Source organism: Gracilinema caldarium DSM 7334, assembly GCF_000219725.1.
Lineage (GTDB): Bacteria > Spirochaetota > Spirochaetia > Treponematales > Breznakiellaceae > Gracilinema > Gracilinema caldarium.
The window spans coordinates 2,066,327-2,089,998 of sequence record NC_015732.1 but is presented as its reverse complement, the minus strand read 5'-3'; the positions used below and the strand labels follow the sequence as shown (position 1 = coordinate 2,089,998).

The 23,672-nt window shown below is 48.9% G+C and carries 17 protein-coding genes and 1 pseudogene; 11 read left to right on the top strand and 7 right to left on the bottom strand.

Annotation, left to right across the window (positions count from 1 at the left end):
- Window positions 1-98 precede the first annotated feature (98 nt).
- From SPICA_RS14895 to SPICA_RS09600, 3 genes are read right to left on the bottom strand one after another with little or no spacing between them, the layout of a single operon-like run.
- Window positions 99-2,789, bottom strand: a complete 2,691-nt coding sequence (locus SPICA_RS14895) for a bifunctional diguanylate cyclase/phosphodiesterase (RefSeq protein WP_013969315.1) — start codon at window positions 2,787-2,789, stop codon at window positions 99-101.
- A gap of 14 nt (window positions 2,790-2,803) precedes the next feature.
- On the bottom strand, window positions 2,804-5,965 hold the full coding sequence (locus SPICA_RS09605; protein WP_013969314.1) for an AAA family ATPase: 3,162 nt from the start codon (window positions 5,963-5,965) through the stop codon (window positions 2,804-2,806).
- Complete coding sequence (locus SPICA_RS09600) at window positions 5,952-7,214, bottom strand: exonuclease SbcCD subunit D (RefSeq protein WP_013969313.1); 1,263 nt, start codon at window positions 7,212-7,214, stop codon at window positions 5,952-5,954. The genes SPICA_RS09605 and SPICA_RS09600 overlap by 14 nt, the downstream gene beginning before the upstream one ends.
- A 61-nt stretch (window positions 7,215-7,275) precedes the next feature.
- On the opposite strand from SPICA_RS09600, the gene SPICA_RS09595 reads away from it, so the two are divergent.
- Together SPICA_RS09595 and SPICA_RS09590 are read left to right on the top strand one after the other, a co-directional pair.
- Complete coding sequence (locus SPICA_RS09595; RefSeq protein ID WP_013969312.1) at window positions 7,276-8,445, top strand: hypothetical protein; 1,170 nt, start codon at window positions 7,276-7,278, stop codon at window positions 8,443-8,445.
- A 54-nt stretch (window positions 8,446-8,499) separates the two neighbouring features.
- Window positions 8,500-9,663: pseudogene (locus SPICA_RS09590) on the top strand (MFS transporter); the annotation flags it as partial.
- A gap of 37 nt (window positions 9,664-9,700) precedes the next feature.
- Here the strand turns inward: SPICA_RS09590 and SPICA_RS09585 are convergent.
- Both SPICA_RS09585 and ald read right to left on the bottom strand, forming a co-directional pair.
- A complete protein-coding gene (locus tag SPICA_RS09585) occupies window positions 9,701-10,135 on the bottom strand; it encodes an Lrp/AsnC family transcriptional regulator (protein WP_013969310.1) in 435 nt (144 codons plus the stop codon).
- Between the two features lie 12 nt (window positions 10,136-10,147).
- The gene (ald, locus tag SPICA_RS09580) at window positions 10,148-11,260 is read right to left on the bottom strand and encodes an alanine dehydrogenase (RefSeq protein WP_013969309.1); all 1,113 of its coding nucleotides are present in this window, start codon (window positions 11,258-11,260) and stop codon (window positions 10,148-10,150) included.
- Window positions 11,261-11,529: 269 nt separating this feature from the next.
- Here ald and SPICA_RS09575 point away from each other — a divergent pair, with 269 nt between their 5' ends.
- The gene (locus SPICA_RS09575; protein ID WP_013969308.1) at window positions 11,530-13,659 is read left to right on the top strand and encodes a cation:proton antiporter domain-containing protein; all 2,130 of its coding nucleotides are present in this window, start codon (window positions 11,530-11,532) and stop codon (window positions 13,657-13,659) included.
- 33 nt (window positions 13,660-13,692) lie between these two features.
- Here SPICA_RS09575 and SPICA_RS15465 read toward each other — a convergent pair whose 3' ends face one another.
- Window positions 13,693-13,830, bottom strand: a complete 138-nt coding sequence (locus SPICA_RS15465) for a hypothetical protein (protein WP_156789662.1) — start codon at window positions 13,828-13,830, stop codon at window positions 13,693-13,695.
- Window positions 13,831-13,931: 101 nt separating this feature from the next.
- Between SPICA_RS15465 and SPICA_RS14890 the strand changes: the two genes are divergently transcribed.
- The 4 genes from SPICA_RS14890 (at window position 13,932) to SPICA_RS09555 (ending at window position 17,496) form a co-directional block, all read left to right on the top strand.
- Window positions 13,932-15,926, top strand: coding sequence for a HAMP domain-containing methyl-accepting chemotaxis protein (locus SPICA_RS14890; protein ID WP_013969307.1), 1,995 nt, complete (start codon window positions 13,932-13,934; stop codon window positions 15,924-15,926).
- 11 nt (window positions 15,927-15,937) lie between these two features.
- Complete coding sequence (locus SPICA_RS09565; RefSeq protein ID WP_013969306.1) at window positions 15,938-16,507, top strand: Uma2 family endonuclease; 570 nt, start codon at window positions 15,938-15,940, stop codon at window positions 16,505-16,507.
- Between the two features lie 338 nt (window positions 16,508-16,845).
- Window positions 16,846-17,169 carry a type II toxin-antitoxin system Phd/YefM family antitoxin gene (locus SPICA_RS09560; RefSeq protein WP_237255970.1) on the top strand — a complete coding sequence of 108 codons (324 nt, stop codon included), beginning with the start codon at window positions 16,846-16,848 and terminating at the stop codon, window positions 17,167-17,169.
- Between the two features lie 3 nt (window positions 17,170-17,172).
- Window positions 17,173-17,496 carry a type II toxin-antitoxin system RelE family toxin gene (locus SPICA_RS09555; protein ID WP_013969304.1) on the top strand — a complete coding sequence of 108 codons (324 nt, stop codon included), beginning with the start codon at window positions 17,173-17,175 and terminating at the stop codon, window positions 17,494-17,496.
- A 338-nt stretch (window positions 17,497-17,834) separates the two neighbouring features.
- Here SPICA_RS09555 and SPICA_RS09550 read toward each other — a convergent pair whose 3' ends face one another.
- On the bottom strand, window positions 17,835-18,770 hold the full coding sequence (locus SPICA_RS09550) for an Rpn family recombination-promoting nuclease/putative transposase (protein WP_013969303.1): 936 nt from the start codon (window positions 18,768-18,770) through the stop codon (window positions 17,835-17,837).
- Between the two features lie 547 nt (window positions 18,771-19,317).
- Between SPICA_RS09550 and SPICA_RS09545 the strand changes: the two genes are divergently transcribed.
- Genes SPICA_RS09545 through SPICA_RS09530 form a run of 4 tightly spaced genes read left to right on the top strand, consistent with a single transcriptional unit; the run spans window position 19,318 to window position 23,626 of the window.
- Window positions 19,318-19,596, top strand: coding sequence for a TM1266 family iron-only hydrogenase system putative regulator (locus SPICA_RS09545; protein ID WP_013969302.1), 279 nt, complete (start codon window positions 19,318-19,320; stop codon window positions 19,594-19,596).
- The gene (gene hydG / locus SPICA_RS09540) at window positions 19,574-21,058 is read left to right on the top strand and encodes a [FeFe] hydrogenase H-cluster radical SAM maturase HydG (protein WP_013969301.1); all 1,485 of its coding nucleotides are present in this window, start codon (window positions 19,574-19,576) and stop codon (window positions 21,056-21,058) included. The genes SPICA_RS09545 and hydG overlap by 23 nt, the downstream gene beginning before the upstream one ends.
- Window positions 21,055-22,188: a [FeFe] hydrogenase H-cluster radical SAM maturase HydE gene (gene hydE, locus SPICA_RS09535; protein ID WP_013969300.1), complete on the top strand. Its 1,134-nt coding sequence runs from the start codon at window positions 21,055-21,057 to the stop codon at window positions 22,186-22,188. Before hydG ends, hydE begins: the two co-directional genes overlap by 4 nt.
- A complete protein-coding gene (locus SPICA_RS09530; RefSeq protein WP_013969299.1) occupies window positions 22,181-23,626 on the top strand; it encodes a lyase family protein in 1,446 nt (481 codons plus the stop codon). Before hydE ends, SPICA_RS09530 begins: the two co-directional genes overlap by 8 nt.
- The last annotated feature ends 46 nt before the right edge of the window (window positions 23,627-23,672 follow it).

Below are 23,672 nucleotides of genomic sequence, written 5' to 3'. Positions count from 1 at the left end.
TCCTCCAACAAGAATGTAACCTATGGTACTCCAAAATACAGTGCTCTACAAGCGTTTTATTAGGATTAAAAAAGTCAGATGGGTACATTACAACCCTATCAGATACTTTGAAGTTCTTCTATTGCTTCTTCGTCATCTTTTTCTGAATGTTCGATGACGTCAGTTTGAAACTGCTTATATTCATGAAACAGAAAGTCTCTGAACAAATCCGATGGTAATGGTTTACTGATTAAATAGCCCTGAATGACATCACAACCCCGACGTTTCAGAGCTTCGAGTTGTTCTATAGTTTCTACCCCTTCTGCGACAGAGACCAGTCCAAAGGACCGGGCCATGGAAACTACCGCCAGAGCGATGGTGCCGTTCTGCTGTATCGATTTATCTAAACGGTCTGCCGAGAATGGAGGCACATCATTCTGTAGATGGTCCACAAAGGATTTATCGATTTTAAGGCTGTCAATTGGTAGTGCATCTAGATAGCGCAGGGATGAGTAGCCTGTCCCAAAATCATCTATAGCAAAGCACACTCCGAGCTTCTTCAGGTCATTCATGATGTCTGAAACCCGTTGAGCATCCCGGATAAAAAGTGATTCCGTTACTTCCAGCTTTAAGAGCTGTGGATCCAAATCGCTAACCCTTAGAGCTTCTTCGGTTTGTTTAATGATATGTCCCCGTTCAAATTGCCTTTGGGATACATTTACTGAGACCTGAATCGGCTTTCCTGCTTGCTTCCACTCTTTTGCATCCTTGCATGCCTGAATAAGCGCCCAGCCCCCGAGGGGAATGATAAGCCCTGTTTCCTCTGCCACATCTATGAATTGGCTTGGAGGAATAATTTCATCATTTACAGTTTTAATTCGAATGAGTGCTTCAGCTCCGATAATCCCGTTGAACTTTCCTGCTTCAGCACTACCCGATGAAACCTGTGGTTGATAGTAGAGCACGAGCCGGTTTTCATCAATTGCTTTCCTGATTGTGGTTTCTACTTCGATCCGCTGTCTGCTTGAAATGCCAGAAGCTCCTGAGGCGAATCGGTATTGCCCACGGCCCTGTTCCTTTGCATCATACATGGCCGCATCGGCATTTTTTACTAGTTCTTGGATGGTTGCACCATCGTAGGGATAGAGGGCAATACCAATACTTGATCCAATATATATTTCCCTATCTTTAATAAAAAAAGGTTCCCGAAGGGCACTGATTATTTTTTTTGCAACCAGAGCTGTATCGATACTTTTATGTACCTCTTCTAAAATTATGACAAATTCATCTCCTCCAAGCCGACACACTGTATCGGCTTCCCGCACCTGGGATTTTATCCGATGGGCTGTAAGGATGAGTAGTTCATCTCCTGCCTGGTGGCCAAAGCCATCGTTTACATCCTTAAAATGATCAAGATCCATGTAAAGCAATGCAAACCGATTTTTATCCCGTTGCGCTCGGCTTAATACCTGGTCGAGCCTATCCATGAAAAGGGCCCGGTTTGGCAGTCCTGTAAGTGAGTCATAGAATGCTAGATTGTTGAGTTTTTCCTGAGTCTGTTTCAGTTGAGTAATATCAATATAAAAAGCTACATATTTACAAGGCTTCCCTTCTAAATTCTTAAGTGTATTAATGCTGAGCCAAAAAGGTAAAAGGGTTCCATCTTTTTTTCTATTCCAGATTTCTCCTTCCCACTTGCCATGATCGATAATAGCATTCCAGAGTGCTCTATAATATTCAGGTGGGTGCATGCCCGATGCAAATAAAGAAGGGTACTGTCCTATAAGCTCTTCTTCAGAAAAACCAGTCATTTCATATATGGCAGGATTTGTTTCCAGAATACGGCCGTGTAGATCTGTAATAAGAATGCCTTCACTGGTGTTATCAAGAATTTTTTTATAATTAAGTAGAATTGTATTAGCTGCACGAAGACTTTCGGTTCGTTCCTGAATTTCTTGTTCCAGGAATGCCGCAGTATTTTTTTCAAAGACAAGAAGACGACGTGATGATCCATAATTAACAAATATTACAGAACTTAACAAAAGGGCAAGAATAAAAAATAAAGTTAATGAACGGAAGCCATTCCAAAATAAGTCTCGAGATATGGTAATTGAAGCAAGTAAGGGTTTATCAGAGAGCAAGACAGGTATAGAAGCTATTATAGTTATAGCGGTCGAACTGAATGTTATTTGTGGTACCACATCTGAATTTTCTGCCTTGTACAAATTGACCTTTGTCCCTGATAATTTGGAAATAACAGCCTCGAGTTCTGTATCAAGTATTTTGCCGAAAACAAAATACCCTGCCGGTGGCCCTGATAGGTTGCTTTTTACAATAGTCTTGATAGCTACCAGATAAGGACTTTCATCGATGATTAACAATCCATGACAATCTTTTTGTAATGGGGTTGGGAGCTCATCGGGAATAGCTAATGGTCGCGCTTGATCAGCAAAAAACGAAAAATAGAGTTTTCCTTTTAGTGTGTAAATTCCTACAAAATTGAATCCTAAATTTTGTATGGATTCATCAGTAAAATTGATGGAAGAGAATTCGGGATTGGAACCATTCATAAAATTCCAAGTATCATCCCATTGGCTGTAATCGGCAGTTATTGACGCAATTTGATCAAACTGATATTCAAGAATTGTTAGAACCCGTTCCTTTGCTTGTTGAGCTGCTTTCTTTTCGAGGCGGAAAAACTGTCCAGTACTTACTATTGCTAAAATAAAGAGCAATAGAGTTAGCCCAAAGGTACTTAAAAATAGTGTACGGGTTGCATGGATAATCCCTTGGGAGTGTACTTTATGCATACTAAGATTATAGGTTAGGAACAATAAAAATTCAAAATTTGAGACCCCTGATTAGTTTTTTGTACTTCAATCTTGCTGGGAATCCGGTTTTTCATCTCTCCCACATGGGATATGAGCCCCACCATACGGTGATCCCGGATTTCATCCAGTATGGTCAAGGCCCGATCGAGGCTCACTTCATCTAAACTGCCAAATCCTTCGTCTATAAATACTGCATCCAGCCGTACTGCCCCAGAGCGGGACTGGATGGAATCGGCCAGTCCAAGGGCAAGGCTTATGGATGCCATAAAGGTTTCACCCCCCGAAAGGGTCGCGCAGGGGCGGGTCTTGCCGGTATATGCATCAAAGACCGCCAGATCGAGTCCTGCCATGGCTCGGCTGCTATCGCCTTCCGGGTTCAGAATAATCGAGTAGCGGCCTTCACTCATCCGCTCAAGCCGGCGATTGGCATAGGCGGTTACTTCCTGCAGGTACAGGCTCAGGAGCCAAGAATCGAAGGGCCATCGTTTGGGGTTGTTGCCGCTTAAGTCATCCGCCAGAGCACGATAGGCGTCCCATGTTTTATTAAGGCTGTTGAATTTTTCCAGAGCTTCCTGGTAACGCTGTCGGTCCTGTTCCAGGATATGGTATTTGCCTTGCAACATCTGCCTCGTTGCATCGATCTGTTGTCGTTCCTGTTCAATGTCAGATAGCTGAGTCTTAAGATGTTCCACCGTGTTTCCGGCCCTGTCGGTTGCTCCTTCTCGGCGCAGTTGTTCCAGGGTCCTGCGGGTCTCCTCTTCCTGGTGCTGGAGCCGCATATACGCATCGTTCCAGGCTCGTTCTGTGGCGGTATAGTCTGCTTCTTGTTCCGGTGTAAGCAGGGCTTGTTTGAGGTCCTCAGGACTTGCAAAGGAAAGCTGTTCCGCCTTTGCAGCAAGTGCCTGTTGGTTGCGAAGCAGTGCCTCTTCATAGGCATGCCATCGCTTTGCAGTTTCTTCCTGTCGTTGCAGTGCCTGAGCCCGTGCTATGTACAGCTGTTGTTTCCGTTGTTCATAGGCAGCAAGGTCCTTGTCTATGGTTTCGAGGCGGCTTGTAAGGCGGTTCAGGGCTAAACCGATGGTATCGGTTTTCCACTTATCCAGGAACTGTTGCAGGCGGCCTTTCAGTTCATCAATCTGGTGGATCAGTTCCGTTTCCTGTTTCCGATTCTGTTCCAGTTTTGTTGAGAGGCTTACCTCCTGCTGTTGCTTTTCCTGTAAGGATCGGTTGATCTGGGGGAGAGCAATGCTTTCCTTGCGGGCCTGCTGGAGGGCTCGTTCAATTGATTCGGCTATGGTGGAGTTGTTCCGTATATCTTCCTGAACCTCAGCTACGGTCGGTATGCTTTGTATGTTTGCGGTACTTCGTACCATAAAGGGTTGATGCTGATGCTGTGTCAACAGTGTTTGCAGGGTAGTGCACAGTTCCTGGTAGCGCTTTGCAAGCACTTCAAGATCCCGAGCCTGGATTTCGATGTTCAGCCCTTTGTTGCGCAGTTCGGTGCGGACTTCGGTTCTCCGATCCTGGAGTGTCTGCTGTTCCCTTTTCAGGGTTTCCAGTTCGATATCCAGATAGTCTAAGGGAGCTGGAGCGCGGGCTGGCAGGGGGTGGTGGGACGAACCACAGACAGGGCATGGATCCCCTTCGTGCAGGGTAGCGGCCAGCCGGGCGGCTATGATCTCCTGATCCCGCCGTTTCTTTAGTTCTTCTTTCTGGCTCAGTTCAGATGCCAGGCTGGGAAGTCTGCTTTCGATCCGGCTGAGTTCGGTTTCAAGATCTTGCAATGCTTCCCGGGCTTTTTCCACTTCCGGTTTTTTTTGTCCCCAGCTTTGGGCTACCTGCAGGAGATTTCTCAGCTGTTCCATAACAGCCAGGCTGAGGCTCTTCTGTTCCTGCAGGGCCCGTTCTTCCCCTGAAGCCTGTTCACAGGTATCCCGTCGGACCATGAGCTGGGTAATTTCATTGCGAAGGGCCGGCAGGGTTTGTTCTGCCGCAGTAATTTCTGAACGGAGCCCCACAAGCCGGTTTGTAAACTGCATGAGCCGTTGTTCTTCTTCTGTTGCCTGAGTAAGAGCGCCTTTCTGTTCCCTTAAACCGGCAGCTTCCTGGGTAAGCGCTTCAATCTCAGTTTTTTTACGTTCTAATGCTTCATATTGATTGATGGCTGTCTCGACCTGGGTTTTAGCCTGTTCCGCTTCTTCCTTGAGGTGTTTTCCCTGTTGTTCTAGTTCACGTTCCTGAAATACCAGTTCCTGGGCTGGTTTGGCCCGAAGGTTTCGCTCGAGGGCCTTGATTATCCGGTCTATTTCTGGCTTTTTTGATTCAAGAAGTAGCTTTTCCTGGACGATGGCTTCGAGCCGCTTGTGCAGGTCTGCTGTCTGTTGAGCCCTGCTGAGTTGTTCGCTTAATGTTTTGATTCGATCCACTAGTTCGCGGTCTTTTTGGTCCAGTTCCGTGAGAGTTTTCTGAATTTGCTGGGTTTCCCGCTCATATGCAGCCTCGTTATAGCGGCTCGAAGCTTCTTCCAGGGCTTGCCGGGCGGTCTTAAGTTGGACTTCGGCTTCCTTTTTTTTATCCATTGCCAATTCACGGATCGCTGCGGCTTCATCGACCGGAAACAGTTTCCGCAACACTTCCCGTCGAGCCTGGGAATTCTGCTGGAGAAACTGAGCGAACTCACCCTGAGGGAGGAGTACTATCTTTGCGAATTCCTCTGCTGAAAGTCCGAGCAGTTGGATGATTTTTTCATCGGCCTCGCTTTTTCGTGCAGAAAGACTCTGTTTCTCACCGGATTCGGTAATCCGGTACAGCACTGCATTTTCTTCCTCCGTTGTGGTGCCGGTACCCCGCTTTTTAAGCCGTTCCATTTTGGGGCTCCGTTGTACCAGGTAAATCCGGTTTCCCAGGGAAAATTCAAGCTCTACCCAGCAGTCCTCATCGAGGCCTGCAAAGTCTGATCGAATTTTTGTCTCCAGGTTTTTACGATTTCCGGGTAATTTCCCATAGAGGGCAAAGCAGATCGCATCAAAGATGGTGGTTTTACCCGAACCGGTTTTTCCTGAAATAAGAAAAATATCGTCCAGTTGGGTAAAGTCTATTTCGGTCAGCCCTGCGAAGGGGCCGATGTTCAACATGCGGAGTTTACAGGGTCTCATGTCTGCATTGCTCCAAAAGGGTGGTAAAGAGGTTCAGTTTACCCTGGTCTACAGAGCCATAAAGGGTTTCCTCAAAGGCTTTAAAGTCATCAAGGGTGCTGCGGCGGCGTTCAGTTCCAGCGCCAAGCCCCTGCGGCAGGGCTCCCTGCATCGCAGCCCGTTCCGTGAGCAGTGTCCGGAAGCCCCTGTTCTGTTTGACTGAAAGAATCAGGGGGTACCGGTGTTCTAGAATCCGTTGGACATTCTCTACCAGGTGTTCATCGGTGAGTTCCACTTCAAGATATGACTTCGCAAGTTCTGTATTGACAGGTGCTTGCATGAGCTCCGTAAAAGAAGCCTCAATCCGGCGAACCGGATGCAGCGGCTGTAGTGGTATGGGCGTAACGCGTACGGTAGCTGGATTTTCTGTAGCTGGATTTCCTGTTAATTCCACCGAAAGGCATACCTTTTCCTGGTCCGCTTCGCCAAAGCTGTAGGCTAATGGGCTTCCTGCGTACCAAGCGTTCTCTTGAGATCTTACCTTCTGGCAGCGGTGCAGATGCCCCAGGGCTACATAGCTAAAACCAGCGAACTGCGATACATCAACCTGTTCGGCAGTCCCGATAAAAAGTCGCTCCGATTCACTTTCTGTGCCGCCCTGAGTAAAGAGGTGGGCCACTAAAACTGACTGGTGAATTCCCTGGTTTTCCAAAGCACGCCTCGCTGATTCGAGCCGCATACTTGCTTCGGCAACCAGTTCCTTTTGGGTACGCAGTCCCCGTGGTTCTGCCTCTTGGCCTTCTGCAGTCGGGGCGTCTTTCTGATGTGCTTCCGTATCAGTTCTTGTCCGCTCCAATGATCCCGGATACAGAAAGGGAAGCAGGAATATCGCACAGCGTTCCTGTCCATCATCGAGCAGGATTGGGTTAAAGGCAAGATTCGGATCTGAGACAATATGGATATTCATGGACTGAAAGAGCTCGCGCCCAAAGGCAAGCCGATCCGGCGAGTCATGGTTCCCCGCTATCATACAAACTGCCAGATCCGGGAAGCGGCTGTGCAGCATATTCAGAAAGGATCCGAAAAGACTAACCGCCTCTACCGACGGGATAGACCGGTCATAGATATCCCCGGCCAGGATGAGGGCTCGATACTGGTCCGCCCCAAGGATATCGAGAACCTGATTCAGCACATAATGCTGGTCTTCGATAAGGGATTGTTCATGAAAGAGGCGGCCTAGGTGCAGATCCGCCAGGTGCAGCAGTTTCATGACATTTAATCTACGGGGCTGGTCGGTATCGGTCAAGGCCCAACTATGCTATAATAAAACTATGAGTGAAGCTGAAGGTCCGACCCTGCTTACTGAGCTAGTTTATCTCTCCATTAAGGATGTGGGTAAGGCTATTGATGTTAAAAAATTAGAAAGTCCTGTGCTGTATGCCCGTCTAGCGGGTAAAAAAATGGGCAGTCCTTTACCATTGCGCAAGGATACCCCTACATCCCTTGCTCTGCCTCAGCCCATATGGTTTGCCTTTGAGGATGTCGAAGCTGAAGGTCTTGGTCGGGTGTATCCATCAGCCAAGGTTTATAATGATGGGGCTGTCACGATCCTCCTGCGGGGGAAGGGGCGTTTCACCCTGGATGAGCTAGGTCCCCTTTCCCATTCACCACTTATAAAAAGCCAGGGTTATGTCTATAGTTTCGAAGATTTTGCAAATCGGCTTTTTGGCAGACTCCTGGATGCTATTGGAGATGCCATTATCGATCCGACGGAACGATCGACCCTGCAGGAAGAGCATTATCTGGCCTACTGTTTTCTGGATTACCCTGAGCCGCCAACCCAATTCATAGAGCATAACAGGCAGCAATGTGCATCACTGCTCATCGGTGAAATTGCCGAAGATGCACTGCATGAGTCCCAGATCCAGGCTGCATTGGCTCAGCCCTTTTCCTACCGGCCCGATGACCTTGCTATTTTTGATATGGATCATTGTCTTATTTTTGATCATCACCAGGATTATGAAGATATTCTTCTTATTATGGAGCATGCCAATTACCGGCTTCTGGAACTTCGTGCCCTGGACCGGCTCCTGGACGTACGGCTCGATGAGGCAGAACGGGATCTTACTGTATATGGTATAGAAAAGAACAAAAAGTCCAGTGGCAGGATTAAGCTCCGGGGCAGGACTCCTCAGCGAAAGTTTGCCCGTATCCAGGCCCTACGGTTCGAAGCGCTTTTTATACTCGAGAATCTGGAAAATTCTTCTAAAATTATCGGTGATTATTTCCTAGGTCAGATTTATACCCGGCTCTGTGAAATTTTTAATACTGAGGGTTGGAGCCGATCCGTAGAGCGGCGGCTCGATGTGCTGTCTTCAGTCTATGAAATGGTTAAAACTGATTCGGCTGAGCGGCGTACCCTTGTACTAGAAATAGTATTTATTATAGTATGTATCGTCCTGCCCCTCTTACAAATCTGGCAGGCATTGATTTTAAAATAATCGAGGCTTAATACGAACTGGAAAAAAACACTCTACTCAGTCTGGGTTGGCGAGGTTCTGGCTATAGCAGGTTTTGGAACCTCTACACCGATTATTCCCTTTTTTCTCGCCGATCTTGGAATTACGGACCCCCAATCGGTGAAACTGTATACGGGACTGCTTCAATCCCTTCCTGCTGTAAGCATGATGGTTATGGCGCCTATCTGGGGAAGTCTCGCGGATCAGTATGGCCGAAAACCCATGCTTTTGCGCGCCATGTTCGGCGGCGCGGTGATTCTCTTGCTCCAGGGCCTTGTAACTGACCCCAGACAGCTATTGGTGCTCAGAACAGTCCAGGGCATGCTGACCGGAACCGTTGGTGCTGCAACAGTCCTGGTAGCTTCCGTATCTCCCGAAGAGGAACGAGGCTATTCCCTAGGGCTGTTGCAGATGGCTATATTTCTCGGTAATTCTCTGGGTCCCCTCTTTGGCGGTTTAATATCTGACAACTTCGGTCACCGCTGGAATTTCTTTGCCACCTCACTGCTGCTCCTCCTGGGGGGACTCATTGTGAGCTTTTTTGCCTCCGACGATTTTACTCCTCCGCTGGAACGCAAAACTTTTACCAAAAGCCTTATTCCCGATTTTTCATCCCTTAAAGGGAAAAACAGTAAAGCCCTCTGGACGCTTTTAGCAATTGTAGCCGCAGACCAGATCGCAGGAAGTATCACTGCTCCCTTTTTGCCCCTCTTTTTACAAACCATCTCCAGCGCATCCAGCCGGCTTGCATCGGACACCGGGCTTGTCATCGCCGCAGGGGCTATCAGCTCTTCCATAGCAGCAGTCCTGATTGGAAAAATCAGCTACCGCTTTGGGTATCGGCGAACCTTGGTGTTTTGCATGGGCGGCGCGGCCCTTTTTACTATACCGCAAGCCTTTGTTCGTTCGGTGGGTCAGCTTCTTTTCTTCAGGTTGATGAGCAGTTTTTTCATCGGCGGCAATATGCCTTCGGTAAATGCCCTCATTGCGGTAAAAACCCCCCGGGAAAAACAGGGAAGCATGTATGGCCTGCGCAGTTCTGTAGCTTCTGCAGGGGGCGCCCTGGGTCCCGCTATCGGTTCAGCTCTGGCAATTAGTTTTGGATATGCCTCTGTTTTTATTGCAACTGGAGCAGTATTAGCCTTTTCAGGAATTGCAGTACCCCTCTTTATCCGGATGCGGGAAAAACGAGAGCTGTAACAGGTTGATGAATTGCCTGTGGGCATTCATCAATCTGCTAGACAAACTTGTTATAGCTTTTCAGCATTAAAAAACTTTCAGAACTGATGACTCCTTCCACACCGGAAAGTTCTTCCGTCAGAAAGCGGACCAGGCCCCGGTTGGAATCCACCAGCACCTCCGCAATCAGGTCATAACGTCCCGATGCGATGGAAACCGACAGTACATTGGGCAGACGGGCCACTTCTTCGGCTTTTGTTTCCAGAAGCCGGGACTCGGCAACTCGCATGGCTATCAGGGCAAGTTGTTTATTATCCAAAACTTCAGGGTTAATAAGAGCCCGGATCTGCATAACATTGGCTTCCCGGAGCCGCTTAATACGGGCTCGTATGGTACCCTCCGAGAGGCCAAGTTTACGGGCTATGGTGTTGTTGTTTTCATAGCCCGCCTGTAATATGCTGATGATATTCCAATCGGTTGCGTCCAGTTCCATAATGCCAGTAACTTACAACAGCTGTTCCGCTTCCGTCCAGGGCATGTTAAAGGCCAGAGCAACCTCCTTACAGGTAAGGTGCCCTTTGTAGGTGTTCAGTCCCCGGCGGATTGCAGGGTTTTCCCGGCATGCTGCTTCCGCTCCCTTTTCGGCGATTTCTAGGCCAAAGGGCAGGGTAGTGCTGGTCAGGGCAAGCGTACTGGTAAGGGCAACCGCACCGGGCATATTGGCCACGCAGTAATGGATAATACCATCTACTTCATAAATGGGGTTATCATGGGTGGTAGGTCTGGTGGTTTCAACACAGCCCCCCTGATCAACCGCTACGTCGACAATCACGGAGCGTTTTTTCATCAATCCAAGATGTTCCCGGCGAATCAGTTTGGGGGCCCGGGCTCCCGGTATGAGGACTGCGCCGATCACCAGGTCACTTTCGGAGATGACCCTGCGGATATTTGCATCGGTAGAATAGAGGGTGGAAACCGCCCCATGAAACACATCATCCAGGTAAGCGAGGCGGCTTGCCCGGACATCCAGGATGGTTACCTCAGCGCCCATCCCCAGGGCGATTTTGGCCGCATTGGTGCCCACCACCCCGCCGCCGAGAATGGCAACCTTGCCCCGCTGAACGCCGGGAACACCTCCCAGGAGTATCCCCCTGCCGCCGAAGGGCCGTTCCAGATACTTGGCCCCTTCCTGTACGCTGAGCCGCCCTGCAATTTCGCTCATGGGGGCAAGACAGGGAAGACTGCCATCATCGAGCCGGATCGTTTCATAGGCAATAGCGGTTACCCTGTTGTGTAACAGGGCCTTGGTCTGTGACTCATCTGCCGCCAGATGCAGGTAGGTATAGAGAATCTGCCCTTCTCTGAGCAGGGGGTATTCTGATGGCTGAGGCTCCTTGACCTTTACAATCATCTGACAGAAGCCATAAATATCCTCCGGTTTTGACATGAGTATGGCTCCGGCGGCGGCATATTCAGCATCCTCAAAACCAGCTCCTTCCCCGGCTCCGTTTTGTATATAGACCTCATGTCCCCGAGCTGCATAGGCTGCCACGCAGGACGGGGTAAGTCCCACCCGGTATTCATGTTTCTTTATTTCTTTCACACAACCGATCTTCATAGGCTATCCTCCCTGAGGGTCGCATCTAAAACCTGTAGGTATTAGATGCCGTAATAAGGGTAATTATATACTAAAAACGTAGTAAAGCAAAAAAATAATACGAAAAGCGTAAATTATATGGGAATAATTAATTGTATCATGTTACATGGCTTTTAAAAAGCGAGCTGCCCCTTTGAGCAATGTAACATCAATATGAAAAACAAACGGTATTTAACGGTATTGTATTAATACAGAGAAAATAATAGAATAATTCCCCAGAGGTTGAACAAATGAAACGTTTCTTTCTTATGTTATTCTTGCTTGTGGGGGCTTCGGTACTGCTCTTTGCAAATACTGGCGGCGAATCGGATTTGACGGTGCAAATGACCTCCCTGGTACTCGAACTGGGTATTGTTATTTTTGCAGTCCGCGCTGGTGGAGCTCTGGCCGCTAAAATTGGAATGCCCTCGGTAATCGGTGAATTACTTACCGGCGTTATTATTGGTCCCTATGCATTGGGTTCTTTGCCTCTGCCTGGTTTCCCTCATGGACTCTTCCTGGCCTATGATGGCTTTGCAGTGAGTCCTGTACTCTATGCCTTTGCGACGGTAGCTTCTATTATCCTCCTTTTTTCTTCTGGATTGGAGACCGATATCGATATGTTTCTGAACTACTCCGTTGCTGGAGGGCTCATAGGCTTAGGTGGTGTGATCAGTTCCTATATATTTGGGGCTGGCTTAGGTGCCCTGTTTATGGGACAATCTTTTTTTGCTCCCAGTTCGATGTTTCTTGGTATTATGAGCACAGCCACCAGTGTTGGTATTACCGCACGGATATTGTCAGATAAAAAGAAAATGGATTCTCCCGAGGGAGTTACCATTCTTGCAGCCGCGGTCTTCGATGATGTTATCGGTATTGTGCTGTTGGCCATCGTTATGGGTGTAGTTGCAGTAATTACAGGTCATCAGGCTGGAGGGCTTTCAGCCTGGGGAATTGGGTCTATTGCATTAAAAGCCTTTGGTTTATGGCTTGGTTTTACCGCTCTTGGTTTGGTATTTGGTAAAAAGCTTGGAGAAGGGCTCAAAAAAATTGGTGGTGATGCCCACTATCCCATATTAGCCTTAGGGCTCGCTCTCATTTTAGCAGGGTTTTTTGAAATGCAGGGCCTTGCCATGATTATCGGTGCATATATCGTTGGAGTGAGTCTTTCAAAAACCGATATTGCCTATCTCATCATGGATAAAACTAAACCTCTCTACGATTTCTTTGTACCAGTTTTTTTCGCTGTGATGGGTATGATGGTAGATGTCCGTCAAATGCTGTCCCCTCCAGTGCTTGTTTTCGGTGGTGTCTATACTCTTTTTGCAATCATCGCGAAGATTATTGGTGCAGGATTACCTGCCCTCTTTTTAGGATTCAACTTCCGCGGTGCCCTGCGCATTGGTTTAGGTATGGTTCCTCGAGGAGAAGTCGCCTTGATCATTTCTGGAATTGGGCTTGCTGCAGGTGTTCTTGAACCTTCTATTTTTGGTGTCAGTATTCTTATGACCATGGTAACCAGTATCGTAGCTCCGCCTTTGCTCAACGTGGCTCTTACCAAGGGCGGCCAGGGCACGAAAAAGGAAGCCAAGGGGAATGAGACTGAAAGTATCGAAATTGTTCTTCCCACCCGTGAACTGGCTGAGCTCGTTTCATCAACCTTCCTGAGGGAATTGGAACGGGAAGGATTTTTTGTTCAGCACATGAGCATCCGGGACGAAATTAGCCATATCCGGAAGGGTGATATTTCCTTTTCCCTTGTTACCAATGATAAAACCATTCGAATTGAAACCGACCCTGTAGATGCTTCACTGGTTAAATCGATGCTTCATGAAGTCATGGTTCAACTGGACAGCAATTTTGAGAAATTAAAGGAAAGCTTTGACCCTGAAAAATTACGTCAGGAATTGCATGTGCAGACCGGCCGGAAAGATGTGGCATTCAAAAAGATATTGGATCTTAATTGTATTACCACAGAGCTTAAAGGGGACACCAAATATGAGGTTATTGAAGAATTGGTGGACCTGTTGGAGAGGGCTGGAAAAGTCAGTGATAAAAATCAATTAATGAAAGATATCATTGACCGGGAAGAACGGATGAGCACCGGTATGGAGCATGGTATCGCTCTGCCCCACGCTCGAACCGCTGGTGTGAATACACAGACCCTGGCGATCGGTATTCATAAACGGGGTATCGATTTCCAGACCATAGATGGAAGTCAGGTACACATTCTGGCTATGATCCTTACTCCCTCTGGTGAAGAGGCTCCCCATATGCAGGTTCTGGCAAGCCTGGGGGCTGTGCTAGGAGATGAAAAAACAAGAACCCTGCTGCAGCAAGCCAAGAGTGCCCAGGAAGTGTATGATCTTTTGATAAAATAAAGTATCTATCTTTTCTGAAACCCCAGGGGGAGTTCAAGCCCTGCCGATTCCAGCAGGGTTCGGTTGTGGAGCATCTCCCCTGCGGGGCCAAAATTTTACATCCTGCCGGACCGTGGCCATGAACAGCTGGTCATCGGGATGCTGAAACGCAAGGCCCAGTTTTCTCTGCAAAGAACGGATGTTGCGGCGATCCAGGAGTAGTTCATCTATTTATTTGCATTAAAATCTTTTTCTTTTATACTTGTATTAACCAAAAGAAAAGGAGATGACCTATGAAGATTGGATATAAATTAAGTATAAGCTATAGTGTAATAGCGCTTTGTATGGTTGGCATCTCTGTATTAAGCTATTCTACAATGGTGTCGCTGCTTGGTCATTTTGATGATTACGCTAAAAATATTACCATTTCTATAGATAATTTGGATCAAGCTGATAGGGACCTCTATCAATTAATTGAGGCAGAAAGAAATCTCTTGTTATTATCCCCTCAAGAGGATGCGTTTAAGAAGAGCCTCGCAAGCTGGGAAGAAAATTTTAAACAATCTCTCGACCGTTCTGAACTATATCATAAACTTGCAAAGACCTCTGAAGAACAAGAAGGATTTCAGGCTTATCTTTCAGCTCGATCTCAGTGGGAAAAGGAAGCTCGAAAGGTAATTGAATTAGCCTCATCTGCTGATCCTAAGTTGCGTTTTCAGGCTCGAGATCTTGCATTTGGAAAAGCGAAAGAGCTGTTTAGTGCTATGCGAAATGAAATTGATAAGCTTCAGGATCTAGTAAACGGAAATGCCCAAAAAATAGCTGACCAGGCTGTACATACCTTTCAGGGAGCAATTTTATTTCTTGTTTTCATCTTTTGTATAACCCTAGTTTTTATCATTGGAATAACTATTCTGATGAGCATCCATATCGGTCGGCCGATTCATTATACAACGACCGTCGCTTCTCATATTTCGTTTGGGGATATTGCTTTAGAAGATATTGATCAAAAAACCTTCCGAACTATAGCCCGCCGTAAAGATGAACTTGGTGCAACAGGGCGTGCAATGATTGATATGATTAACTATATTCAAGAAAAGGAAAAAATAGCCTTAGCTATTGCCGATGGCATTATGGATCAGGAAGTACGAATTGCAAGTGAAAAGGACCGTTTTTCTCGAGCCTTTGCAACGATGATTCATTCTCTTCAAAATAAAGCGGATATTCTTGACCAACTTGGGAAGGGAAATCTTTATGTAGAGATACCGCTTTCTTCAGCAGAAGATGCTCTAGGATTATCGATGAAAAAAATGGTGGAAAACCTTCGTTCGATTATCATCGGAATTCAGAGTGCATCACTGCAAGTTGCTCAAGGAAGTCAACAGATTGGTCAGAGTTCACAAAGTCTTTCTCAGGGAGCTACTGAACAAGCCTCGAATGCGGAAGAAATATCTTCTGCTATCGAAGAAATTGCTGCAAATATCAAACAAAATGCAGAAAATGCAATGGTAGCAGAAAAAATCGCAACCCAGGCAAGCAAGGATGTTCAAAATGGGGCAGGGGCAGTGAAAGAGACTGTTGAGGCTATGAAAGAAATTGTACAAAAAATCGGAATAATTGAAGAAATTGCCCGGCAGACCAATATGCTTTCTCTTAATGCAAGCATTGAAGCAGCCCGTGCGGGTGAACAAGGAAAAGGTTTTTCTGTAGTTGCCAAAGAGGTTGGCAAATTAGCAGATCGTTCAAAAGAAGCTACAAAGGAGATTGGAATTTTAACATCCCGCAGCGTCAGCATCGCTGAAAATGCAGGGCAGTTATTTGATAAAATTGTTCCCGGTATTCAAAAAACCAGTGAATTGGTCCAGGAAATTTCTATAGCGAGTCGAGAACAAAGTGCGGGCATTGAGCAGATTAATCAAGCGGTTATACAATTTGATACGGTAATTCAACATAATGCTGCAGCCAGTGAACAACTTGCAACTACAGCAGAAGAATTGATGACCCAATCACAACGATTACATGAAACAATTAATTATTTGCGCCTGGAAGAGAACCCCTCATCCTTTGTTATGGAAAATAAATCGAAAGTAAATATAAGCAGAGAAGCCTTACCGGTTTCCTATCAACCTCAACGGGTTAGCTCCAAACTTTCAAATGTTACAAAGCTCGAATCAACTGAGATTCGTAACAATATTGATATCCCGCTGAATTCAAATGAAGAAAATGGCAGTGGCAGAGTAATTAAAGGAGATATTTCGGTTTCTGATAGTGATTTTGAAGAATATTAAGGAGGCCTTACATGTCTGAAATAGAGGGTACATCCGCACTTAAACAGGGTGAACGCTTTACCATTGCACAGCGGAATGCCTGGCCCGGGGATGAACGCTGGGAGCTCATCGGTGGTGTGGCCTACAATATGAGCCCTGCACTGCGGGTACCTCATCAGCGGTTGACCTTACAATTTGCTGCGTCACTTTTTAATTTTCTGGAAGGGAAACCTTGCCAGCCCTTTATATCCCCCGTCGATGTATATCTGCCTGATGCATCGGCTGAAAATGAGGAGACCGTGGTTCAACCCGATGTCTTTGTGGTCTGTGATTCTGAGAAAATCAAAGACGACGGCATCCATGGCGCACCGGACTTTATTGTGGAGGTTCTCTCCGATTCCACCGCCTACAAGGATTTAACAATAAAGAAACAGGCCTATGAGCGCTCCGGTGTGCGGGAGTACTGGATTATCAATCCCGATACGGGAAGTATTTTTATCAGTCTCTTAGACCAGGGCCACTATCTGCCCATGACCGAGATCCTCAGAGGCAATCGGGCCACCAGCACCGTCCTGAATGGCTTTACCTTTACGCTGCGGTGAATAATTGGTAAAAGCCAGGCTGTCTTAATTGCGGAAAGGGAGTTTTTTAAATTTTACCGGGGGTCCTGCCTTGGTACAGTCTGGGGACCCCATGATCCCCGCCCGACAGGGATGTCGGGCTACCACATGCGCGCAGAACTCTGTTGCCAGATTTCTGCGTCAGCAGGGATGCTGAAGCACGGATGCTGCAGACAGGACCCCCAGTCCAAGGTAGAAAACCCGCCCAGGCTCCGGAACTGGTATAACTGTTTTGGTTGAAAATTAATAAATATATCGTTATAATTAACAATAAATATGTAAATTAAAATATTGTATATAATACCTGCGTATTGGGGGAGATGATGGCTGTTTTTAAGGCAGTGAATCTTTTAGATTCTATAGTTCCTATTAGCCGGTTTAATAAAGGTGAGGCAAATAAAATTTTTAAAGAAGTTAAAACGAAGGGGATAAAAATAGTTGTAAAGAATAATGCGCCGGAATGCGTTTTAATTAGCCCAAAGGAATACCAGGAAATGATGGAAAAATATGAAGACGCCTTATTACTTCTTGAGGCAAATAAAAGATTATCGCAAAAAGTGGACTATATCTCCCATGAAGACATTTTGAAAGATATGAATATTTCTGAGGATGATCTAAAGGAAATTGATGTTGATCTGGAGTAATCCATGTGGAAAATCGAATATCATCCAGAGGCAAAGATAGAACTAGAGCAATTAGATGGTTCTCAAAGAAAAATTGTATTAAAAGCAATAATTAAAGTTTCAGAGAATCCAAAACCTTTTACAGAAGGTGGATATGGAAAACCGCTAGGTAACAAAAATAATAAAAATTTAACCGGGCTTTTTAAAATTAAGCTTAAAGGTTTAGGGCTAAGATTTGTTTATAAGCTTGATACTGTTAAAAATGAGGATATTATGAGAATTATTGTTATTTCCATAAGAGAAGATAATGCGGTTTATTCTATCGCAGCAAAAAGAAATAGCTGTTAACCCCTAATTTTCATCTCTCTCCCCCTCCGCAAAAAGCCCGGAGCCTGGGCGAGTGAGAAACGGTAACAGGGGGTGGCTGGGGAAACTACGGGGACTAAGGGGACCCCGCCCGACAGGGATGTCGGGCCACTATTTTCCCGCAGAACTCTGTTGCTAGAGTTCTGCGTCAGCATGGATGCTGAAGCCAGGCCCCCCCTCCGCTGAAAGCCGGAGCCTGGGCGGGTGAGAAATGGTGCTGGGGGGTGGCGCGGAGAACATAGGGAATTAAAGGGCCCCTATGTTCGCAGTGCCAGGACCCCTCAGCAACTTGTCTACAACCCGCCCAGGCTCCGGAACCGTTATAAAGTCTGAATCAGTTCAATACTTAAGCCGGTAATATCAGCAATATCCTGTACAGCCATACCGCGGGCTTTTAACTTACGGGCGGTTTCTTTCTTGTTTTCAAGTATTCCTTCGAGTTTGCCTTCTTGCTTACCTTCAAGTTTACCTTCAAGTTTACCTTTCTGGAGTCCTTCGAGTAAACTTTTCTGTCGTATTGCTTCCCGTTCTCTCTGCAGTTCAGCCGCTAACATCGTCGGTACCTCCTTCGTTCTGGGGAGTTTATCCAGTTCTGGCGGCGCTTCCTGGCCTATGGTGTGCCATAACCACCGGACTATTTCTTTATACAAGTCAGGACTTACCTTTTCTAATATATCCACAATTTGTTCTATTGTCGAGGGATAGTCTTCTACCGTCGATGTTTCTATTAAAAACAGGGCACTTATCAGGTTTTTAAGACGCAAAAGCTCTTCCCGCTTAAATTCGTTCTCCGCAAGCTTAAAATACTGGAACTGAGGAATATAGGTCCCCCCAATCTGCGGATAGACCAGGTCTGCAAATTGTACCGGAGCAGTCCAGGGTTTTTCACCGTTGTAGAGTACCACAGGAAAAACCGGTGGAAAGCTCGTGAGCTTAGGGTTTTGCTTTCTTAAGCTGTGATAGATCTGTATGATGTACTGTAGCATCCTGAAGGCCATGAAGGGGTCGACCTTAGATTGGAACTCCAGGAGGAGCAGGAGGTATATTTCGGAACCAGAAAAGAGGGGGAGACGCCAGATAACATCAGATTCAGTTTTTTGATAGACCGGAGAAATGATAGAAGTGTCAAACAGGGATGCCTGAGAAAAATCGATATCCTTGACCCAACTTTCATGGACAAAGGACTCGAGTAACTGCTGGACGAGCTCAACATTTGTAAATAAGGTCCGGTATCCCCGGTCGTGGGACTGTTGCATGAAATAATGATAGCACTAGAGGTAAGAAGCAGGCAATCATAATTTTCCACTTGCGGGAAGGGGGCTTCATATAATTGTACTAGGGGTCCTGTCTGTGGGAAATATGGGGGACCCCCTGAATCCCCCATATTTCCCACAGACACCCCATGCTACTTTTTTCGTAAGCCCCCTTCCCACACTTTCAGCGATGGTAAACCCTTACTCCCATCCGCCGCTCAGGTTCCCTGCGGCTACCCTCGTATTTGTTTCAAAATTTCCTTATAGCTTCCCGCTTCCGTCCTTCTCCCCCCTCCGCTAAAGGGCGGAGCCTGGGCGGGTGAGAACCGGTAACAGGGGGTGTCTGGGAAAACTACGGGGATACAGGGGCCCCCGTAGTTTCCCCAGACGGGCCCCCCACTAACGGTAACATAACCAGCCCAGGCTCCGGTGCTGCCTCACCCTTGACTCGATAAAAAATAATCGATATAATAAGAGCCACTGAGAGGGAGGATTGTCCCAACCTCAAGGTGTACTTCATCTGTCCATATCAGATCCAAAGGAGTTTCCAATGGAGAAGAGAATTGGCGTTGTAGCCATCCTTATTCAAGGCCGCGAGTCGGTCGACCAGGTTAATCACATCCTCTCATCCCACAACCACATCATACAGGGAAGACTGGGCATGCCCTTTCGGGACAAGGGTGTCCAGGTTATTTCCCTCGTCGTCGAAGGAACGACAGACCAGATCGGTGCCCTTACGGGCCCCCTGGGGCGCCTGGCGGGCGTTCAGGTCAAGTCGGTTCTGACGGGATATCGGGAGGATGCCAATGAAAACACTGAACCATCTTGATGAACCGGTGGCGGCTGCGGCAAGCCACACAGGAGCAGACAGAGCCAGCTCTGTTCATCCATCAACCTTTCTGGACTATAACAAGCTTTCTGAACTGTCCCGGCTTCCCGCGCCGACCCCAGATCGGGTCGATGCAATTCTTGCAAAGGCCCGGACTTTGCAGGGTCTTACTGCGGAAGAAGCGGCGGAACTGGCGGCCATCAGCGACCCTGACCAGATGCAAGCCCTGCTGGCAACCGCAGGCTGGGTAAAGGAGCAGATTTACGGCAAGCGGATGGTCCTTTTTGCGCCCCTGTATACAGGAAATTACTGCGTTAATAATTGTGTCTATTGCGGCTTCCGTGTGGATAACCGGGATATGAAACGGGTTGTCCTTTCCATGGATGAGATTGCCCATCAGACAGAGATACTTCTTTCCCAGGGTCATAAACGGCTCCTCATTATCTGCGGCGAATCTCCAAAACAGTCGCTGGACTATACCCTTAAGGCTATCGAAACGGTTTATGCGGTACGGGTAGGTACCGCCCGGGTTCGGCGCATCAATGTGGAGCTAGCTCCTTTGGATGTAGAAGGCTTTCGGGCGCTCAAGCAGGCTCAAATCGGCACCTATGTCTGTTTTCAGGAAACCTATGACCCGGAGCTATACCGGCGGGCCCATCCGTCAGGGCCCAAGGCAGACTACCTCTACCGGCTCTATGTGATGGACCGGGCTATGGAAGGGGGCTGTGATGACATCGGCCTCGGCGCCCTCTTTGGGCTAGGTTCCTGGCGCTATGAACTGGTGGCCCTCTTGGAACATGCCCGGCACCTGGAAGAAACCTTCGGCTGGGGACCCCACACGGTGAGCGTCCCCCGCATCGAATATGCTCCGGGGGCACCCTGGGCTGAGGTGGTGCCGAACCCGGTCTCCGATGATGACTTCCGTAAAATCGTGGCCATCCTCCGTATCGCCCGGCCATCGGTGGGGATCATCCTTTCTACCCGGGAACGGACCGAATTCCGCAAGGAACTTCTGGCCTACGGGGTGAGCCAAATCTCCGCCGGTTCCCGGACCGATCCGGGGGGCTATGAGGATGAACAGAATGCACAGAAGGGCTCCGCCGAAGAGCATCAGCACCCCGCCCAGTTCGCTATCGGAGACCTGCGGGGCCTGGAAGAAACCATATCGGACCTTATCGATGACGGCTATGTACCCAGTTTCTGCACCGGCTGTTACCGAAAGGGGCGGACCGGGGCAGATTTTATGGATCTGGCAAAGCCGGGGCTTATCAAGGAGTTCTGCCTCCCCAATGGGCTCGTGTCCTTTGCGGAATACCTCTACGACTATGCAAGCCCCGCAACCCGGGAAAAGGGCCTGGCCCTCATTGAGCGGATGAAAGAGGAGGCCACCACCAAGGGTAAGGTGTACCTGGAAAAGGCCCTTAAGGAAACCGAAGCGGGAGCCCGGGACCTGTATCTATGAGTAAAGCCGCTATAAGCTCCATATTGATGAACGGAAGCGCCGATCCTGCGCAGCTTATCCGCGGTCCCGGCACCCCGCAGGCGTCTATTGCCAGTATATCCGCCGCAAGCGAGTCCGAAATCCGGGAACTGGCCCGGCTGCCTCTTGAAGAACTGAAGGCCCTAGCTCGGGCAGCCGCCGACAGGGTTCACGGCAACAAGGTCCTCCTCCGGGGCCTTATCGAAGTAACCAATCACTGTGCCATGGACTGCCTTTATTGCGGCATCCGGCGGAGCAACACAAGGGCGGTCCGGTACCGGCTGAGCCATGAAGAACTGGCTGCGACCATAGCGGCGGGGCGGCGGGCCGGCTTTATGACCTTTGTGCTGCAGGGGGGCGAAGACCCGGCCCTTGCGGGGGATGGCCTTCTGCGCCTGGCCGAAACCGCCCGGACCGCCGCCGGGCCGGAGGCTGCCATTACCTTGAGCTTCGGTATCAGAAGCCGCCGCCAGTATGAGGAACTGAAGGCGGCGGGGGCTGACCGCTACCTGATGCGGTTCGAGACCGCCGATCCGGAACTGCACCGCTATCTCCGGAACGGCCTCAGCCTGGAACAGCGGCTTAAGGCTCTTGAGGATGTCCGGGCGGCGGGGCTCCAGCTCGGTTCCGGTTTCATGACAGGCCTGCCCGGCGAGACCGGGGAGACCCTCATCAACAATGTACTCCTTGCCCAGCGCCTCGGAATGGAGATGGGTGGGGTAGGGCCCTTTATACCCCATCCGGAAACGCCCCTTCGGGATGCGGCCGGAGGTGATCTGGAACGGGCCGTCCGGGCTACGGCACTGCTCAGGCTTGCGCTTCCGGCCTGTCATATCCCGGCTACTACTGCCGCAGGGACCATCCACCCGGAAGGCCGGGAACAGATGCTCGAAGCGGGGGCCAATGTGCTCATGCCGAACATCACCCCGGTGGTGCATAAAAAACACTACCTGTTATATCCCGGTAAGATTTGTATTGATGAATCGGGCTTTCAGTGTGTGGGTTGTCTCTCGGTTCGGGTTATGGGCCGGGGACTTCGTCTCAGCTGGGAACGGGGCGATGCCCTGCCGGTGGTGACCACAGTGCGTGCAGGAGCAGTGAAGGATGAGTAAGGTTTCCATCAATAATAATGAACATAATTTTGATGAACATAACTACGATGTGCATAACTGCCCCCAAACCCAGGCGGCAATCCGTAATTTCGGCCAGGGCCAGACCCCGCCAGAGTTTATTCAGGCTCTGGCGGAAGTTAAGGAAGCGGCTCTCCGGGCCTTGCAGGATACGGAAAGGCCCTGGCCGGAGCCGGTCTTTGATTCGGTCTGTCAGGTCCTGGGAGATATCCGCGCTGGCAAGCTGGATCATCGATTCCCCCTGAACCTCGCCCAGGGTGGGGCTGGAACGAGCCTGCATATGAATATCTGCGAAGTTTTGGCGGATGAAGTGGGACAGCGGCTGGGAAGGACCGATCTGTTTCATTTCCTCGATGATGGGGCCCGATCCCAATCTACCAACGATGTGGTCAGTACCGCCGCCATTATCGTCATTTTCAGGCGCCTTCAGAGTCTCGAAAGGGCGGTCATTGATCTGCAGGAGGCTTTGGTAGCACGGGAACAGGCCTGGCGCGGTATTACCATCATGGGCCGCACCGAATGTCAGGATGCCCTTCCCATGGACCTTTCCCAGGTGGCTTCCGCCTGGGCCGGTTCTGCCGAGCGGGACCGCTGGCGCCTGGGCAAGCTCAAGGAACGAATACGGACTATTCCGCTTGGGGGAACCGCCACCGGTACAGGCCACGGCGCTTCCCCGGTTTATCTTTTTTCTGCAGAACAGCACCTGCGCCGCCTGACAGGCCTTCCCCTTCAGCGGAGCCAGAACCTGACCGATGCGGTTGCACAGCGGGATGATTTTGCGGAGGTCGCCAACGGGTTTGCCCTGGTGGGGACAAACCTGATAAAAATCTGCAGAGACCTCATGTTTTATACATCCACTGTGGTGGGGGAACTGGAACATCCCGCCCTGCAATGGGGCTCCACCGCCATGCCGGTAAAAACCAATCCGGTTCTGCTTGAATATGCCATGGGACTCGCTATTCGGGCTCAACATCGTGCAGCTTCCATTGTGCACTATACCGAGGAGGGCTTTCTTCAGCTGAATGCCTTTACCCCCTTTATGGTCGATGCCTTTATCGACGCAGGCACCGACCTTGAACGGGCCCTTACAGCCCTGTCCCGGGATCTTCTGCCCGCCCTGCAGGTGCATCCCGATCGCTGTCTAGAGAACATGCTCCAGTCCCGGGCCCTGCTCAACCTCCTCCGGAAGGATCTGCCCTACGAAAAGCTGAAAAGCCTGGCGGCCCACTGGCAGTGTGGTATCAGCGGAACAAAGGCGGGGGCACAGGAACAGGTTCATCAATATATTGATGAACTTTCCCGTCTTACCGGCCTTGACCCTTCGGTTTTGATGGAACGGCTGGCTTTTTTACTGGCCCCATGCCCAGGCTATCCGGAACTTCAATCGGAGCTTCAGGCCATGGCGCCGCAGGATCACTAGGGCCAGGCTCATCCAGAATCCTAAAAACAAGCACTTAAGGAGTGAA

Excerpts from the sequence above, each read along its gene's own strand:
- SPICA_RS09530 (WP_013969299.1), top strand. The coding sequence starts at position 22,181 with ATGAGTAAGGTTTCCATCAATAATAATGAACATAATTTTGATGAACAT.
- SPICA_RS09565 (WP_013969306.1), top strand. The coding sequence starts at position 15,938 with ATGTCTGAAATAGAGGGTACATCCGCACTTAAACAGGGTGAACGCTTT.
- SPICA_RS09550 (WP_013969303.1), bottom strand. The coding sequence starts at position 18,770 with ATGCAACAGTCCCACGACCGGGGATACCGGACCTTATTTACAAATGTT.
- SPICA_RS09605 (WP_013969314.1), bottom strand. The coding sequence starts at position 5,965 with ATGAGACCCTGTAAACTCCGCATGTTGAACATCGGCCCCTTCGCAGGG.
- SPICA_RS09560 (WP_237255970.1), top strand. The coding sequence starts at position 16,846 with ATGATGGCTGTTTTTAAGGCAGTGAATCTTTTAGATTCTATAGTTCCT.
- SPICA_RS09575 (WP_013969308.1), top strand. The coding sequence starts at position 11,530 with ATGAAACGTTTCTTTCTTATGTTATTCTTGCTTGTGGGGGCTTCGGTA.
- SPICA_RS09555 (WP_013969304.1), top strand. The coding sequence starts at position 17,173 with ATGTGGAAAATCGAATATCATCCAGAGGCAAAGATAGAACTAGAGCAA.
- SPICA_RS09585 (WP_013969310.1), bottom strand. The coding sequence starts at position 10,135 with ATGGAACTGGACGCAACCGATTGGAATATCATCAGCATATTACAGGCG.
- hydG (WP_013969301.1), top strand. The coding sequence starts at position 19,574 with ATGAAAACACTGAACCATCTTGATGAACCGGTGGCGGCTGCGGCAAGC.
- ald (WP_013969309.1), bottom strand. The coding sequence starts at position 11,260 with ATGAAGATCGGTTGTGTGAAAGAAATAAAGAAACATGAATACCGGGTG.
- hydE (WP_013969300.1), top strand. The coding sequence starts at position 21,055 with ATGAGTAAAGCCGCTATAAGCTCCATATTGATGAACGGAAGCGCCGAT.
- SPICA_RS14890 (WP_013969307.1), top strand. The coding sequence starts at position 13,932 with ATGAAGATTGGATATAAATTAAGTATAAGCTATAGTGTAATAGCGCTT.
- SPICA_RS09545 (WP_013969302.1), top strand. The coding sequence starts at position 19,318 with ATGGAGAAGAGAATTGGCGTTGTAGCCATCCTTATTCAAGGCCGCGAG.
- SPICA_RS09595 (WP_013969312.1), top strand. The coding sequence starts at position 7,276 with ATGAGTGAAGCTGAAGGTCCGACCCTGCTTACTGAGCTAGTTTATCTC.
- SPICA_RS14895 (WP_013969315.1), bottom strand. The coding sequence starts at position 2,789 with ATGCATAAAGTACACTCCCAAGGGATTATCCATGCAACCCGTACACTA.
- SPICA_RS09600 (WP_013969313.1), bottom strand. The coding sequence starts at position 7,214 with ATGAAACTGCTGCACCTGGCGGATCTGCACCTAGGCCGCCTCTTTCAT.